Below are 13,807 nucleotides of genomic sequence, written 5' to 3' on the forward strand. Positions count from 1 at the left end.
TATTGAAATAATTTGATTTTTATAAAGGACACACGCAGTGTGTCCCTACATTCTATTAAAATGTCTATTTTTGTGCATTTGCTACATAATACCGTACTTTTGCAAAAAATGCCGCCAAACTGACCGCTTGTTCATTCTACCACAACCAACGGGGAACCTGTTTTTTATAATCTTGATAGTTGTCGCCGAATATGCGGGCGAGCGATTGTTCTTCCGGCAAAATCTGAAAACGGGTGATAAACCACACAAAGCCCCATACCACCCCAAAACCGAGTAAGCGGTTCAACCATAAACTTTCCGCCACCAAGAGAGCGGCAAGGGCAAAGTACATTGGGTTACGGCTCATACGGTAAACGCCTGAGGTAACTAAAACAGTGGTGTGAGCAGGCACGCGAGGGTCAAGGGTGGTTTTGGCTTGATGAAAATACCACACGGCACAGCCGGCAACGATTAAGGCAGATACGCCGATAACGCCAGCAATTATTCTTTGGATAAAATGAGGCTCTAGCACACTCGGTAACGCAAAAATGGCTATCGCACAACAAGCAAATACGAGTGGTGGCGGGTATTTCGGTTGCATTATTCACTCTCCCCAAGAATTAAATGTTGCAGGGGCATATCCCAACTTTCCAGCGGTAATTGCTCGACTTGCTGGCAGCGATGTGCCAAGCCGACACTCACCACATCAGGAATTTGTGCCAAAGTGCGATCATAAAAGCCGCCGCCCATTCCTAACCGATTGCCCTGCTTATCGCACGCCACAAGCGGTAAAAACAGCATATCCAGTTGCTCAAAGGGCAGTACCTTGCGTACGTCAAGGCGGGGTTCTAAAATCCCAAAGCGGTTCGGGGATAAATCTTGAGGGGATTGGTAGGCGATAAACAGAAGTTGATGAGCAGAAAAAGGGTGCAATACCGGCAGATAGATTTTTTTCCCTTGTTTCAGTAGCCGATCAATCGCCGGTTGAGGCGAAATTTCCCCCTGAAATGCTTGATAAAACGCAATATGTTGCGCTTGATACTGTTCAACTAACGTTAAAATATGAGGCAAAATGGCATTGGCGGCGAATTGTTGTTGTGCATCGCTTAACGCCAAACGCTTGGCTTTCATTGCTTGACGCAACAGTCGGCGTTGCTCACTAGAAGATAAAGAGGTATTTAACATAGATAAAAGACCCGAAGTGCCGTTACCTGTTGTGGTCCTTGAACCAGAAGGTTCAAGGGAGTCGAACATATTCATTTTTAGGCTTCTCGCTAGGCGAGCCTGCTCACCAACAAATAGGAGCTCAACTCAAGGAGTTTTAAATATCGGCTCAGGGACGTAACAAGCAACGTACACCTCAGGCGAAAGAAATACTAACGGAATTTAACGTTTTTTCCTAGTGGTCAGATCAATAAAATTGCAGAAATCGGTTCATTAGTTATTTTCTTGACCAATTGATACCGTCTCCGCCCCGCTTGATTGCAATTTTGCCAGCGATTGATCGAGATGTTGTACACAAGCCATTAGCACATTCTTATTTTCTGCATTTTTGCGCTGCTCCAACTCAAGCTCATAATTCAAATTGAGCGACACAATCGACAACACTTTCTCCAACTGAATAATGCCCGATTGCTCTTTTAACAGGCTGACCCGTTCCTCTAAACGTTGTGCCGATTCTCGCAGCGCCTCTTGCTGCTCCGGCGGGCAGTATAAACGTAGCACCTGACCAAAAAGCGATAATTCAATATTATTTTTCGACATTGTCGGGAAATCCTCACGAACTCAAAATTTTTTGCTATTATGCCACCCTTTGACTAAATCACAAATAACAGACTATGGCTATTTCTCACCGTAACGACTTCAAACAACTGATTAGCGAGCTCCAAATCGACTATACTCCCGCGGAATTTCACGGTTTTTTAAGCGGTTTATTGGCAGGCGGTATTCAAGATGACTCTTGGCAAACGCTCACCTATCAATTTACCCATAACGGACACGCTTTTTCACAAGCGCCATTAGCGAAATTAACTGAATTTTATCAACAGCTTAGTCAAAGTTTTGATGAAGCCGATACGCTATTTTCCCTGTGGCAGCCCGCAGATGAAAACGGCTTTACACTTGCCGATGGGATCGCAGAATGGACAGAACATTTTCTGCTTGGATTAGGGTTAGCCCAACCAAAACTGCAACAAGAAACCGATGAGGTCGGCGAAGCAATTGACGATCTCGCTGAAATCGCCAAATTGGGTTATGACGAACAAGATAACAATGACGATTTACTCGCCGCCGGTGAAGAAATTATTGAATATCTGCGGGTGGTCAGCCTGTTTTTACATAGCCATTTTTCGCCTTCTTGCAAAAGCAAAAACCCTCAACTTCACTAATTATACCTTTACAAACCGTTCATTCAGCAGTCTGTTTCAAGGCGACATTCTGAATATCGGTAATAAACATACATCCCGGTGAATGGGTAATCACGAGCGGCAATTTCGCCTCTAAAATCACATTTTGAGGCGTTACGCCGCACGCCCAGAAAACTGGGATCTCCTGCGCTTTGATCTCAACAGCGTCCCCAAAATCCGGTTGAGAGAGATCCGCAATCCCGATCGCTTCGGGATCGCCGAAATGAATAGGCGCACCGTGTACGGAAGGAAATTGAGCGGTAATCGCTTCAGCACGCAATGCCTGTTCTCTCGTATAAGGGCGCATAGAGACCACCATATTTCCTTTAAATGCTCCAACGGCTTGGCAAGCGATATTTGTTCGATACATCGGCACATTACATTGTTGCTCAATATGGCGTACACCTAAACCCGCACTTAATAAACTCTCCTCGAAAGAAAAGCTACACCCGATTAAAAATCCCACCATATTTTCATTGAAATAGCTTTCAACATCATAAAGTTGTTGGGTTCTCACACCGTTTTCATATACATAATATTCGGGAATATCCGTATAAATATTCCCGCTTTTTGCCACTGCCTGCGTAAATTTCGTCCCCCTGACAATCTCTAATATCGGGCAAGGTTTAGGGTTTTTGGCACAAAATACCTCAAAATCATCGGCATATTCTTTCGGCAAAATGACTAAATTCGCTTGAGCATATCCCAATGCCATTCCTGATGTTTGTCCGGTAATGTGTTGTTTTGCAATCAATTCTCTTAACATTGCCGGTGAATAATGTGCATATTGATTCATCTTTGTCTCCTTTTTAGGTATGAACTAAAAATGCTCTGATGTTACAACTACACTTTACACTAATCAACCGCTGATCCACCTTGCAAAATATTCACTCAATCTCACCGCTTGCCCGTTTATTTTGTGATCGTGATCGTAAAATCGATCTCTATTTCTGCTTTTTTCCATAAAAACGCTATATTTTCACCTTTAATATTCTGATGAGAAGGAAAGGAAAATGTGGCGCTCGCTCCTCTTTTTACTATGCACTTCGTTGGTAGCACAACCCTTGGATCTAATGCTATTGGAGCAATACCGAGATCAAGATATTCGAGGCTGGGTAATGAGCGAAAAGTTAGACGGCGTAAGGGGTTACTGGAACGGCAAGCAGTTACTCAGTCGCCAAGGCTACCCGCTTTCAGCACCGGATTATTTTACCCAATCTTTTCCACCCTTTGCTATTGACGGCGAACTGTTTAGCGAGCGGGGAAAATTTGAAGAGATAGCAGCTACCGTACGCTCTGCCAGCCCTAAGGGGTGGTACAAGCTCAAACTCTATGTTTTCGATGTGCCGCAAGCTCAAGGCGATCTGTTTGCCCGCTTGAAAACCTTGGCGGATTATCTCGCCCAGAACCCGACACCCTATATTCACATTATCCCGCAAATCCCCGTTAAAGATGACGCTCATCTCAAGCAATTTTTCGAGCAAATTCAAGCTGCCGGCGGCGAGGGTGTTGTGGTGAGAAATCCTCACTCCCCCTATATTCACGGGCGTTCCGCCCAAATTCTTAAATTGAAAGCAGTCGCCGATGCGGAATGTGAAGTCGTAGCTCACCATCAAGGCAAAGGAAAATATCAGGGCAAACTCGGCGCAATTAGCTGCCGCAATGAACAAGGTATATTCCGGATCGGTTCGGGCTTTAAGGATAAAGATCGGGAAAACCCGCCGCCAATCGGGGCAATTATCACCTACAAATATCGAGGGCTAACCGCCTCCGGCAAACCCCGCTTTGCCACCTACTGGCGTATCCGATCCGATTATAACTTAGAGTTAAAATGACAAACTAAATAGTATTTGACAAATCACCCCGTATAACGTAAAACATATTTACATTATTTTAACAATATAGGGACGCTATGTTATCCATTAGCTATACCAGCGAACACTCTTTGTTATGTACCCTGCCACCACCGGCAACATTGAGCAACCAACAACGCCTTTGGCGAATGGCAGACGAGGCAAACACATTGCCGAATGTGCTGGAAGTGGTCGTTGGAATGAATAATTTAACCGTTTTTCACGATCTCAATGCCGATACGGGCGTTTTAATGGAAATCCTGCAACAACGCTGGCAAACTCTCCAACATCAAAGTAGCACACATCAAGGGCGTTTAGTGGAAATCCCCGTCCATTACGGCGGTGAATTTGGCGAAGATCTGCAAGATGTCGCCCGCTTTCACCAGACCACCCCTGAAGACATTATCCGCCGCCATACCGAACCTACCTATACGGTTTTTATGATGGGCTTTCAACCCGGTTTCCCCTATTTAGGCGGTTTGCCCGATAATCTCCACACGCCACGCCGTGATGTACCACGCACTAAAGTGCCGGCAGGATCAGTCGGCATCGGCGGCAGCCAAACGGGTATTTACCCCTTTAGTTCACCGGGCGGGTGGCAGTTACTCGGTAAAACCGAGATAGCCCTTTTCGATTTAACCCTTAGCCCGCCGGTTCTACTCAAAGCAGGCGATCAAGTGAGATTTGTGGCAGAGAGTATCAGACTATGATTTATATTGAACAAATGCAGGGCTTTGCCCATATACAAGATTTAGGGCGCTTTGGGCTACGCCGTTTCGGTATCGGACACGCCGGAGCAATGGATTCATTGGCACTTCAAGCGGGCAACTTATTACTTGATAATCCTGACAATGCGTCGGCAATCGAGCTGACACTTGCCGGAATGACGCTCACCTTCGATTGCTCCACGCCGTTTTGTATCACGGGTGCGATCATTGAGGCGGAATTAGACGGTATGCCCGTCCTGCCCTACTGGCGTTACACCGCCAAAGCTCGTCAGCGTTTAACCTTAAAACGCTTTATCTCCGGCAACTATGCCTATCTGTGCGTGGCTGGCGGCTTTAATGTGCCACTTGTGCTTGGCTCTGCCAGTACCGATCTAAAAGCCGAATTTGGCGGCTATCAAGGGCGTTTGCTCAAAAGTGGCGATCACTTGGCAACGGGGCGGCGGGATACAACATTATCTCAACTAGGGGTTGAACCGATTGCCTTTACCAATAAAATTTACGCCACCCAATCCTCAGAATTTGATGCGTTCAGCCCACAAAGCCAACAGGCTTTTTTCTCACAAGGCTGGCAATTACAGGCGAACAGTAACCGAATGGGCTACCGTTTCAGCGGTTTGCAACCTTTAGCTCTCAACGCACCGCTTGAAATGCTCTCTTACGCCGCCCCAGCCGGCACGGTACAAGTCCCGCCGGATGGGCAACCCATCATTTTAATGGCAGATGCGCAAACCACCGGCGGTTATCCCAAAATCGCCTGCGTCATTCAAGCGGATTTAGGTCGATTAGCCCAAAATCCGTTCAGCAGTAATGTCTATTTTGAATGTGTATCGCGAGAGCAAGCCCTTCGCCTTTATCAAGCCAATCAAGATTATTTAAACCGAATACGGAGATGCGTCTATGAAGCACGTTGATTTAAACGTTGATCTCGCCGAAGGCTGTGGCAACGATCAAACTCTTTTGCAATTAGTTACCTCTGCCAATGTCGCCTGCGGCTTACACGCAGGCGATTACCAAAAAATGCGCCAAGCAATCCTTTGGGCAAAGCAACACAAAGTACGGGTTGGCGCACACCCGAGTTTTCCCGATCGCAAAAATTTCGGGCGGACACCAATGACCCTGCCCGATGAAGAGTTGCAAGCCTGCCTACTCTACCAACTTGGCGCAATGAAAGCACTCTGTGAAGCCTATGACGTGCCGCTCGCCTATGTAAAGCCGCACGGGGCGTTGTACAATCAAGCTGCACAAGATGAACATTTGGCAGCCCTGATCGCCTCGACTATCAAGGTTTTTGATCCAAACCTTAAATTGATGGGGCTTGCCGGCAGCCTGATGCTTGATGCCGCTCAAAAACAAGGATTAGGCGTGATTTCCGAAGTCTTTGCCGATCGCCATTATCTCTCGGACGGTTCACTCGTCCCGCGTAGCCGAGCCGATGCACTGATTGAGAGCGATGAAGAAGCAATCCGCCAAGTGCTACAAATGGTATTAGACGGCACAGTAACCGCCGTCGACGGTCAAAGGGTGGCAATCCAAGCCGACAGTATTTGTCTGCACGGTGATGGCGCACACGCCATTGAATTTGCTGAAAAAATTCGGCTGGCACTGACCCAACAAGGCATCGCACTCTCTGCCAACGGCTAAATTCACGCGGTGAGTTCGTGGCAAAAATCTGCAAAAGGTCTTATGCCGTGGCTAGAGAAAACTATCCGCATCGTGCGTAGGCGTTTGAGCGGTACTCGCTCACCTAAAACGATTGGCGTTGAACAATGCCGTGAAACCGTTCGGTGTGTGCATTTTTGCAAATATTGCTGCGCAACCGACCGCTTACTTACATCACATAACAACAAACCACTTTATTTAGGGGAACACAATGTCAAACAACCGTAATGCCCTGTTAGGCGCCGCTTTTTTAATGGCTACCTCTGCAATCGGCCCGGGCTTTTTAACCCAAACCGCAACCTTTACCCAAACCTTGCTTGCCAGTTTTGGTTTTGTGATTTTACTCTCTATTTTGCTGGATATCGGCGCACAGCTCAACATTTGGCGGATTGTGGCAGTTTCCGAGAAAAAAGCCCAAGATATTGCCAACGCCATTGTACCGGGCGCAGGCTATTTTTTAGCGATCTTAATCGTAATGGGCGGCTTGGCGTTTAACATCGGTAACGTGGGCGGTGCCGGGCTGGGCTTAAATATTCTCACCGGTTTATCGCCTGAAACCGGTGCCATCATCAGCGGTGCATTGGCAATCGGGATCTTTTTATTCAAGGAAGCCGGTAAAGCAATGGATCGCTTCGCGCAAGTAATGGGCTTTGTGATGATCGCTTTAACGATTTATGTCGCCGTCAAAGCAAACCCGCCGTTAGCCGATGCCGCAGTACACACTTTTTTGCCGGAAAAATTGGACGTCATCGCCATTGTAACCCTCGTAGGCGGCACGGTCGGCGGCTATATCACCTTTGCCGGCGCTCACCGTTTACTGGATGCGGGTATTACCGGCAAATCTGCACTAAAACAGGTCAGCAAAAGCTCGATTTCCGCTATTCTTATTGCCTCTATTATGCGTATCGTGCTGTTTTTAGCAGTCTTAGGTGTGGTTTCCCAAGGCGTTACCCTTGATCCGAAAAACCCTGCCGCCACGCCCTTTTCTTACGCTGCCGGCAACCTCGGCTTGATGATTTTCGGCATTGTCATTTGGGCAGCCTCCATTACCTCCGTCATCGGCGCAGCCTACACCTCCGTATCATTTATCACCAGTTTCTCACCGAGCATTGAAAAGCACAAAAATTACTGGATTATCGCTTTTATCGTGATTTCTACCGCCGTGCTGGCGACTATCGGTCGCCCTGCGCAAGTGCTGGTTTTTGTCGGCACACTTAACGGCTTGATCTTACCGATCTCCCTCGGCTTGATCCTGCTCGCCGCACACAAAAGCCGCATTGTCGGCGACTACAAACACCCTGTTTGGATGACCGTTTGCGGCGCGATCGTGGTTGTGCTAATGGCGGTGCTGAGTGCGATGACGCTCTCTAAATATATCGGCAATTTAATCGGCTAAACAAGCGGTCGGATTATCGCCAAATTCAACAAAATTCCAACGTTTTAGGGATTGAAATTAGCCAAAAACTCATTTACATTGGCAGAGCACTGCTGACGAAATCAGCAGTGGTTTCTGCATTTTAGTTTGGAGAAATTGTTTATGACAGAAAGTCAGCTCATCGTTGAGGGCGTGAATTTGATGTTTGTGGGAATGGGCTTTGTAATACTGTTTTTATTGCTGCTCATTGGTGCGATTACCCTGATGTCTCGGCTCATCAACCGCTTTTTCAGCGATGCCGTCAGCCCACCAAATACCCCAGCGGTTCAACCACAGGCAGTATCTGATGATGTGGCGCATTTACGCCCTGTTATCATCGCTGCGATCAACCATCACCGCCGCCAGCAAGGCATTCACGAATAAAAAGGAAAAATTATGACAACACAACTCAAAAAAATTGCGGTAACCGATGTGGTTTTGCGTGATGCGCATCAATCTCTGTTTGCCACTCGTTTACGTTTGGAGGATATGCTACCGATCGCCGAAGCATTGGACGATATCGGTTATTGGTCTTTAGAAGCCTGGGGCGGTGCAACTTTTGATGCCTGCATTCGTTTTTTAGGTGAAGATCCGTGGCTACGCCTGCGTGAACTCAAAAAAGCAATGCCGAAAACCCCGCTACAAATGTTGCTACGCGGGCAAAACTTGTTGGGCTACCGCCACTACGCCGATGATGTGGTCGATCGCTTTGTCGAACGGGCAGTCGCAAACGGAATGAGCGTTTTCCGTGTCTTTGATGCAATGAACGACCCACGCAATATGAAACAAGCATTACAAGCGGTGCGTAAACAAGGCGGGCACGCCCAAGGCACGCTAAGCTACACCACCAGCCCTGTCCATACTCTCCAAACTTGGTTGGATCTGAGCGAACAATTACTCGAAATCGGCATTGATTCCCTCGTAATCAAAGATATGTCGGGTATTTTAACCCCGACGGCTGCGTACGAATTAGTGAGCGAAATTAAAAAACGCTATGACGTTCGCCTACATCTGCACTGCCACGCCACTACCGGTATGGCGGAAATGGCATTGCTCAAAGCCGTTGAAGCCGGCGTGGACGGCATTGATACCGCCATTTCATCAATGAGCGGTACTTACGGCCATCCTGCGACCGAGGCTTTAGTGGCAACCTTACAAGGCACAGGCTACGACACAGGGTTGGATATTACCAAGCTGGAACGCATTGCCGCCTATTTCCGTGATGTCCGCAAAAAATATGCCCAATTTGAAGGGCAGTTAAAAGGCGTGGACAGTCGCATTTTAGTCGCACAAGTGCCGGGCGGTATGCTGACCAATCTTGAAAATCAGCTTAAACAGCAAAACGCCGCCGATCGTCTTGATGAAGTGTTAAACGAAATCCCTGCCGTTCGCCAAGATCTCGGCTATATTCCGCTCGTTACACCGACCTCACAAATTGTGGGTACGCAGGCGGTGATGAACGTGTTAATGGGCGAACGCTACAAAACCATTGCTAAAGAGACCGCCGGTATTTTGAAAGGGGAATACGGTCGCACGCCCGCACCGGTCAATGCCGATTTACAAGCCCGTGTATTAGAGGGGGCAGAACCGATTAGCGATCGCCCGGCAGATCATCTTGCACCGGAAATGGAGACATTATTGGCGGAAGTCAAACAGCAAGCGGTCGAAAAAGGGGTGAAACTTGCAAAAGAAGCGATTGACGATGCGTTGATCGTAGCATTATTCCCCCAAATTGCGTGGAAATTCCTCGAAAATCGGGACAATCCGGCAGCCTTTGAGCCTGCACCAGCGGCAACAACTGAAACCGCTCAACCAGCGAAACAAGCTGCCCAAACCAATGGTTCTGCCGTTTATACCGTTGAGCTGGAAGGCAAAGCCTTTGTGGTAAAAGTCAGCGAAGGCGGCGATATTAGCGACATTGCCCAAGTGTCCACACCTGTGGCGACGCCAGCCCCTCAAACACAGCAGCCCGCTCCGCAACCTGCCGCTGCAACGGGCGGTGAACCGGTTGCAGCGCCAATGGCAGGCAATATTTTGAAAGTCTTAGTCTCCGAAGGACAGGCTGTGAATGAAGGCGATGTGCTACTCACCCTTGAAGCAATGAAAATGGAAACGCAAATTTGTGCCGCCAAAACGGGCAAAGTGCAGGGGGTTGCCGTTAAAGCCGGTGATGTGGTTGCCGTGGGCGATACATTGATGACGTTGGTATAGAGGAGCAATAATGGAAAGTATTTCAGCCTTAATACAAGGAATGGGCTTGATGCACCTTGAAATCGGGCAGGCGATTATGATCGCTATCAGCCTATTATTGCTTTGGTTGGCGGTTGCCCGTCAGTTTGAGCCGTTGCTTTTGTTGCCGATTGGCTTTGGCGGGTTACTTTCAAATATTCCCGAAGCCGGATTGGCAATGACCGCATTGGATAATCTGCTCCATCAAGGCACGCCGGAACAACTTAGCATTATTGCCGCAAAATTAGGCAGTGCTGCCGACCCAAGTGCGATCAAAGCCGCCCTTGCGACTGCACTGCCTTCGGTAAAACAACAAATGGAAGTGCTCGCGGGCGATATGGGCTATACCGCCGGCGTACTTGCCCTGTTTTATAATGTGGCGATTGGATCGGGAGCAGCCCCGCTCATCATCTTTATGGGCGTGGGAGCAATGACCGATTTCGGCCCGCTACTCGCCAACCCGAGAACCTTGTTACTCGGGGCGGCGGCTCAATTCGGCATATTTGCAACCGTACTGGGTGCAGTCGGGCTAAACTGGTTGGGCGTGATTGAATTTACCCTCCCGCAAGCCGCGGCTATCGGCATTATCGGCGGGGCGGACGGCCCAACGGCGATTTATCTCGCCAGTAAACTCGCGCCGGAATTATTAGGTGCAATCGCCGTTGCCGCCTATTCTTATATGGCTCTCGTGCCGCTTATTCAGCCGCCGATTATGCGCGCCTTAACTAGCGAGCAAGAACGTAAAATCAAAATGGTGCAAATGCGTACCGTCAGTACCAAAGAGAAAGTGCTGTTCCCGATCATTCTGCTGCTCTTGGTCGCCCTGCTACTACCTGATGCCGCCCCGTTATTGGGAATGTTCTGCTTCGGCAATCTAATGCGGGTAAGCGGCGTGGTTGAGCGTTTAAACGAAGTGTCGCAAAATGCACTGATCAACATCGTTACTATCTTCTTGGGGCTTTCGGTCGGTTCAAAATTAGTGGCGGACAAATTTTTACAACCGCAAACCTTAGGCATTTTGGCACTGGGTATCATTGCTTTTGGTATCGGCACGGCAAGCGGTGTGATTATGGCGAAACTGATGAACAAATTCAGTAAGCACAAAATCAACCCGCTTATCGGCTCGGCGGGCGTTTCCGCCGTACCAATGGCAGCACGGGTATCCAACAAACTGGGGCTAGAAGCCGACAAACAAAATTTCCTGTTAATGCACGCAATGGGGCCGAATGTCGCTGGTGTAATCGGTTCAGCTATTGCCGCCGGTGTGATGTTGAAATACATCGCCGGAATGTAGCAAGCGGTTGAATTTAAAATATTTTATGCAAAGGATACGCACGCCGTATCCTTTTTAGGAGAAGATATAATGCATATCAGACCACTCCTCCATAGTGATTATGAGCAATGGAAAACCTTGTGGGAAGGCTATCTTGCTTTCTATGAGGCGACTTTAAGGGAAGAAATCACGGAATCCACTTGGCAAAAATTGTTAGCCAATCACGCAATGCAAGGGCTTGGTGTCATTATTGATAATAAATTGGTCGCATTTGCCCACCTTGTGTTCCATTCCGGTACTTGGGCAATAAATGAACATTGTTATTTAGAAGATTTGTTTGTCGCACCTGACTTTCGTCATCAAGGTATCGCTAAAAAACTCATTGAGTTTATCTATCGCTTTGCCGAACAACGTCATTGTGAGCGAGTTTATTGGATAACATCTATTCATAATCAAACAGCGCAGAGCCTTTATGATAAACTCGCCAGCCGAACCGATTTTATTCAGTATCGCTATAATCTTTAGAAAATCAACAAAATGCGTGGATTTGTAGCGACTGTTGTAAAAAACTGTCGAAATCTGACCGCTTGCGTTATAATTGGCGTTTTTAAACTAAGGATATAACAATGGATTTTCCAATTTGCCCGTCTTGTAAAGGCGAAAATACTTACCACGACTCCGTTCAGTTTGTCTGCCCTGATTGCAGTTATGAATGGACAGGCAATGAAGTTGAGGAAGCGGACGATGATCAACTGATCGTCAAAGATAGTAACGGCAATTTACTGGCAGACGGCGATGATGTGATCTTAATTAAGGATCTGAAATTAAAAGGTTCGTCAGAAGTATTGAAAAAGGGTGCTAAATTCAAAGGGATTCGCCTTGCCCACGGCGATCACAATGTCGATTGCGGCAAGATTATGCTGAAATCGGAATTTTTGAAAAAGGCATAAATCAAACGAAACGGACGCTCAAGCGTCCGTTTGTTTAACGTTCTACCGTCAATAAATTTGCGATTGCCAGCGATTTTCGCTCAATCTCCTGCCATTCGTCATCGGGCTTTGACCCTTCGACAATCCCCGCCCCTGCATAGAGGGTAATGTGATTTTTTTCGATCAACGCTGAACGTAATGCCACGCAAAACTCGGCATTTTCCGGCGTGAAATAGCCAAGCGTGCCAGCATACCAACCTCGCTGAAACTGTTCGTGCCGGCGGATAAACTCCGTGGCAAGCGGGCGAGGCAAGCCGGCAACGGCGGCGGTCGGGTGAATACGGGCGAGGCAGTCGCCGTCCTTCACCTTATCGGCGAGCTGAGTTTGGATAAAGCGGCGTAGATGCTGTACATTTTTAAGCCGTTTAATTTCTGCTTCTCCGACTTGAATATCGGCGGCACAATCGGTTAAATGGCTGCAAATATCGTCCACTACCAACCAGTTTTCATAACGATTTTTCGGATCATTGAGCAGCCATAAGGCGTTGCATTCCGTCTGTTCGACATCTGCCGTTACCGCCGCTGTGCCGGCGAGTGCTTCCGTATAAAAATAACGCCCTTGCCGCCGATACAGTCGCTCTGGGCTTGAGCCGATAAACGTCTGCTCGCCGTTTTCCGACCATAAAAAATGGTAGCAGCCGAGGTTTTTTTGTTGGCTGGCAAAGAGCAGATCATAAGGGCAAACCGGCTTAGTGAAGGTCAGCGTCGTCGCATTTGCCAGTACAACTTTGTTTAATTCACTGGTTTGAATGGTGTGGATCGCCCGTTCAATATTCGCCGCCCAATCCGAAAACGTGGCGGCTTGCTGACGTGCAAGCGGTTCGCTCCCCGCCGTTTTTGTCAAGGTTGTCATAGGTGCGATTTGGTGGAGAAATTGGCTAACCTGCTGCCGCTCTTGCCCGTTTAAATAGCAATAAGCGGTCAGTTTCCGCACGTTTTTGACAAACAGTAAGCGGGGTAAAATAAAACGGCACGCTTTCTCAAAGGTCAGCCCGCCGACCAACCGATAGCCATAGCGTTCGCTAAAGGCTTGGGCATCATCAAGGCACTCAAAGCGACGGGCAGCTCCCAGCGCAACCAATGTGTTATCTTCATCACGGCTTTGCCAAAAATATTGGGGAAAATGCGTTTGTCCCTTTAACCAAGCCAATACATTCGGCGTTTCATCGGGTAATGCAATCTCCGCTGTCAGCTCACTCCATTCCGCCGTGTCGGCAAGATGTTGAATCTGTTGGCTAAGTTGTTGTTTTAATTGATGAAAAATAGACATTTGTAAAA

General features: G+C 47.9%; 16 protein-coding genes and 1 other RNA gene. 11 read left to right on the forward strand and 6 right to left on the reverse strand.

The features are described 5' to 3' along the window. Positions 1 to 136: 136 nt before the first annotated feature. The 4 genes from RO21_RS09275 to RO21_RS09285 all read right to left on the reverse strand — a co-directional run bounded on the left by RO21_RS09275 (position 137) and on the right by RO21_RS09285 (position 1,743). Positions 137 to 580: a methyltransferase family protein gene (locus RO21_RS09275; protein ID WP_047977509.1), complete on the reverse strand. Its 444-nt coding sequence runs from the start codon at positions 578 to 580 to the stop codon at positions 137 to 139. Then, positions 580 to 1,164, reverse strand: coding sequence for a 5-formyltetrahydrofolate cyclo-ligase (locus RO21_RS09280; protein WP_047977510.1), 585 nt, complete (start codon positions 1,162 to 1,164; stop codon positions 580 to 582). Before RO21_RS09280 ends, RO21_RS09275 begins: the two co-directional genes overlap by 1 nt. 4 nt (positions 1,165 to 1,168) lie before the next feature. Further along, positions 1,169 to 1,349: non-coding RNA, 6S RNA (ssrS, locus tag RO21_RS12325), on the reverse strand. 67 nt (positions 1,350 to 1,416) lie between these two features. Beyond that, positions 1,417 to 1,743 carry a cell division protein ZapA gene (locus RO21_RS09285; protein WP_047977511.1) on the reverse strand — a complete coding sequence of 109 codons (327 nt, stop codon included), beginning with the start codon at positions 1,741 to 1,743 and terminating at the stop codon, positions 1,417 to 1,419. A 74-nt stretch (positions 1,744 to 1,817) separates the two neighbouring features. Here RO21_RS09285 and RO21_RS09290 point away from each other — a divergent pair, with 74 nt between their 5' ends. Continuing rightward, on the forward strand, positions 1,818 to 2,366 hold the full coding sequence (locus RO21_RS09290) for a UPF0149 family protein (protein ID WP_047977512.1): 549 nt from the start codon (positions 1,818 to 1,820) through the stop codon (positions 2,364 to 2,366). A 19-nt stretch (positions 2,367 to 2,385) separates the two neighbouring features. Here the strand turns inward: RO21_RS09290 and RO21_RS09295 are convergent, their stop codons facing one another. Beyond that, positions 2,386 to 3,180: a putative hydro-lyase gene (locus tag RO21_RS09295; RefSeq protein ID WP_047977513.1), complete on the reverse strand. Its 795-nt coding sequence runs from the start codon at positions 3,178 to 3,180 to the stop codon at positions 2,386 to 2,388. A gap of 217 nt (positions 3,181 to 3,397) precedes the next feature. On the opposite strand from RO21_RS09295, the gene RO21_RS09300 reads away from it, so the two are divergent. The 10 genes from RO21_RS09300 (at position 3,398) to RO21_RS09345 (ending at position 12,490) form a co-directional block, all read left to right on the forward strand. Further along, positions 3,398 to 4,219 (forward strand): DNA ligase, encoded by an 822-nt coding sequence (locus RO21_RS09300; RefSeq protein WP_047977514.1) that lies wholly within the window; start codon positions 3,398 to 3,400, stop codon positions 4,217 to 4,219. A 77-nt stretch (positions 4,220 to 4,296) separates the two neighbouring features. After that, positions 4,297 to 4,947 (forward strand): 5-oxoprolinase subunit PxpB, encoded by a 651-nt coding sequence (pxpB, locus tag RO21_RS09305; RefSeq protein WP_047977515.1) that lies wholly within the window; start codon positions 4,297 to 4,299, stop codon positions 4,945 to 4,947. Next, positions 4,944 to 5,876 carry a 5-oxoprolinase subunit C family protein gene (locus tag RO21_RS09310; protein ID WP_047977516.1) on the forward strand — a complete coding sequence of 311 codons (933 nt, stop codon included), beginning with the start codon at positions 4,944 to 4,946 and terminating at the stop codon, positions 5,874 to 5,876. The genes pxpB and RO21_RS09310 overlap by 4 nt, the downstream gene beginning before the upstream one ends. Then, a complete protein-coding gene (pxpA, locus tag RO21_RS09315; RefSeq protein ID WP_047977517.1) occupies positions 5,863 to 6,606 on the forward strand; it encodes a 5-oxoprolinase subunit PxpA in 744 nt (247 codons plus the stop codon). The genes RO21_RS09310 and pxpA overlap by 14 nt, the downstream gene beginning before the upstream one ends. Positions 6,607 to 6,835: 229 nt before the next feature. After that, on the forward strand, positions 6,836 to 8,020 hold the full coding sequence (locus RO21_RS09320) for an NRAMP family divalent metal transporter (protein WP_047977518.1): 1,185 nt from the start codon (positions 6,836 to 6,838) through the stop codon (positions 8,018 to 8,020). A 141-nt stretch (positions 8,021 to 8,161) separates the two neighbouring features. Next, complete coding sequence (locus RO21_RS09325) at positions 8,162 to 8,422, forward strand: oxaloacetate decarboxylase subunit gamma (protein WP_047977519.1); 261 nt, start codon at positions 8,162 to 8,164, stop codon at positions 8,420 to 8,422. 12 nt (positions 8,423 to 8,434) lie between these two features. Then, positions 8,435 to 10,249, forward strand: a complete 1,815-nt coding sequence (gene oadA, locus RO21_RS09330) for a sodium-extruding oxaloacetate decarboxylase subunit alpha (protein ID WP_047977520.1) — start codon at positions 8,435 to 8,437, stop codon at positions 10,247 to 10,249. A gap of 10 nt (positions 10,250 to 10,259) precedes the next feature. After that, positions 10,260 to 11,561 carry a sodium ion-translocating decarboxylase subunit beta gene (locus RO21_RS09335; RefSeq protein WP_047977521.1) on the forward strand — a complete coding sequence of 434 codons (1,302 nt, stop codon included), beginning with the start codon at positions 10,260 to 10,262 and terminating at the stop codon, positions 11,559 to 11,561. 69 nt (positions 11,562 to 11,630) lie between these two features. Continuing rightward, complete coding sequence (locus tag RO21_RS09340; protein WP_047977522.1) at positions 11,631 to 12,065, forward strand: GNAT family N-acetyltransferase; 435 nt, start codon at positions 11,631 to 11,633, stop codon at positions 12,063 to 12,065. A 101-nt stretch (positions 12,066 to 12,166) separates the two neighbouring features. Next, positions 12,167 to 12,490 carry a zinc ribbon domain-containing protein YjdM gene (locus RO21_RS09345; protein WP_047977523.1) on the forward strand — a complete coding sequence of 108 codons (324 nt, stop codon included), beginning with the start codon at positions 12,167 to 12,169 and terminating at the stop codon, positions 12,488 to 12,490. A 34-nt stretch (positions 12,491 to 12,524) separates the two neighbouring features. On the opposite strand, the gene RO21_RS09350 is transcribed toward RO21_RS09345, so the two are convergent. Beyond that, positions 12,525 to 13,799 (reverse strand): isochorismate synthase, encoded by a 1,275-nt coding sequence (locus RO21_RS09350; protein ID WP_047977524.1) that lies wholly within the window; start codon positions 13,797 to 13,799, stop codon positions 12,525 to 12,527. Positions 13,800 to 13,807: the final 8 nt, after the last annotated feature.

The sequence above is a fragment of the Muribacter muris genome, assembly GCF_001038205.1.
Lineage (GTDB): Bacteria > Pseudomonadota > Gammaproteobacteria > Enterobacterales > Pasteurellaceae > Muribacter > Muribacter muris.

Excerpts from the sequence above, each read along its gene's own strand:
- RO21_RS09275 (WP_047977509.1), bottom strand. The coding sequence starts at position 580 with ATGCAACCGAAATACCCGCCACCACTCGTATTTGCTTGTTGTGCGATA.
- RO21_RS09280 (WP_047977510.1), bottom strand. The coding sequence starts at position 1,164 with ATGTTAAATACCTCTTTATCTTCTAGTGAGCAACGCCGACTGTTGCGT.
- RO21_RS09285 (WP_047977511.1), bottom strand. The coding sequence starts at position 1,743 with ATGTCGAAAAATAATATTGAATTATCGCTTTTTGGTCAGGTGCTACGT.
- RO21_RS09290 (WP_047977512.1), top strand. The coding sequence starts at position 1,818 with ATGGCTATTTCTCACCGTAACGACTTCAAACAACTGATTAGCGAGCTC.
- RO21_RS09295 (WP_047977513.1), bottom strand. The coding sequence starts at position 3,180 with ATGAATCAATATGCACATTATTCACCGGCAATGTTAAGAGAATTGATT.
- RO21_RS09300 (WP_047977514.1), top strand. The coding sequence starts at position 3,398 with ATGTGGCGCTCGCTCCTCTTTTTACTATGCACTTCGTTGGTAGCACAA.
- pxpB (WP_047977515.1), top strand. The coding sequence starts at position 4,297 with ATGTTATCCATTAGCTATACCAGCGAACACTCTTTGTTATGTACCCTG.
- RO21_RS09310 (WP_047977516.1), top strand. The coding sequence starts at position 4,944 with ATGATTTATATTGAACAAATGCAGGGCTTTGCCCATATACAAGATTTA.
- pxpA (WP_047977517.1), top strand. The coding sequence starts at position 5,863 with ATGAAGCACGTTGATTTAAACGTTGATCTCGCCGAAGGCTGTGGCAAC.
- RO21_RS09320 (WP_047977518.1), top strand. The coding sequence starts at position 6,836 with ATGTCAAACAACCGTAATGCCCTGTTAGGCGCCGCTTTTTTAATGGCT.
- RO21_RS09325 (WP_047977519.1), top strand. The coding sequence starts at position 8,162 with ATGACAGAAAGTCAGCTCATCGTTGAGGGCGTGAATTTGATGTTTGTG.
- oadA (WP_047977520.1), top strand. The coding sequence starts at position 8,435 with ATGACAACACAACTCAAAAAAATTGCGGTAACCGATGTGGTTTTGCGT.
- RO21_RS09335 (WP_047977521.1), top strand. The coding sequence starts at position 10,260 with ATGGAAAGTATTTCAGCCTTAATACAAGGAATGGGCTTGATGCACCTT.
- RO21_RS09340 (WP_047977522.1), top strand. The coding sequence starts at position 11,631 with ATGCATATCAGACCACTCCTCCATAGTGATTATGAGCAATGGAAAACC.
- RO21_RS09345 (WP_047977523.1), top strand. The coding sequence starts at position 12,167 with ATGGATTTTCCAATTTGCCCGTCTTGTAAAGGCGAAAATACTTACCAC.
- RO21_RS09350 (WP_047977524.1), bottom strand. The coding sequence starts at position 13,799 with ATGTCTATTTTTCATCAATTAAAACAACAACTTAGCCAACAGATTCAA.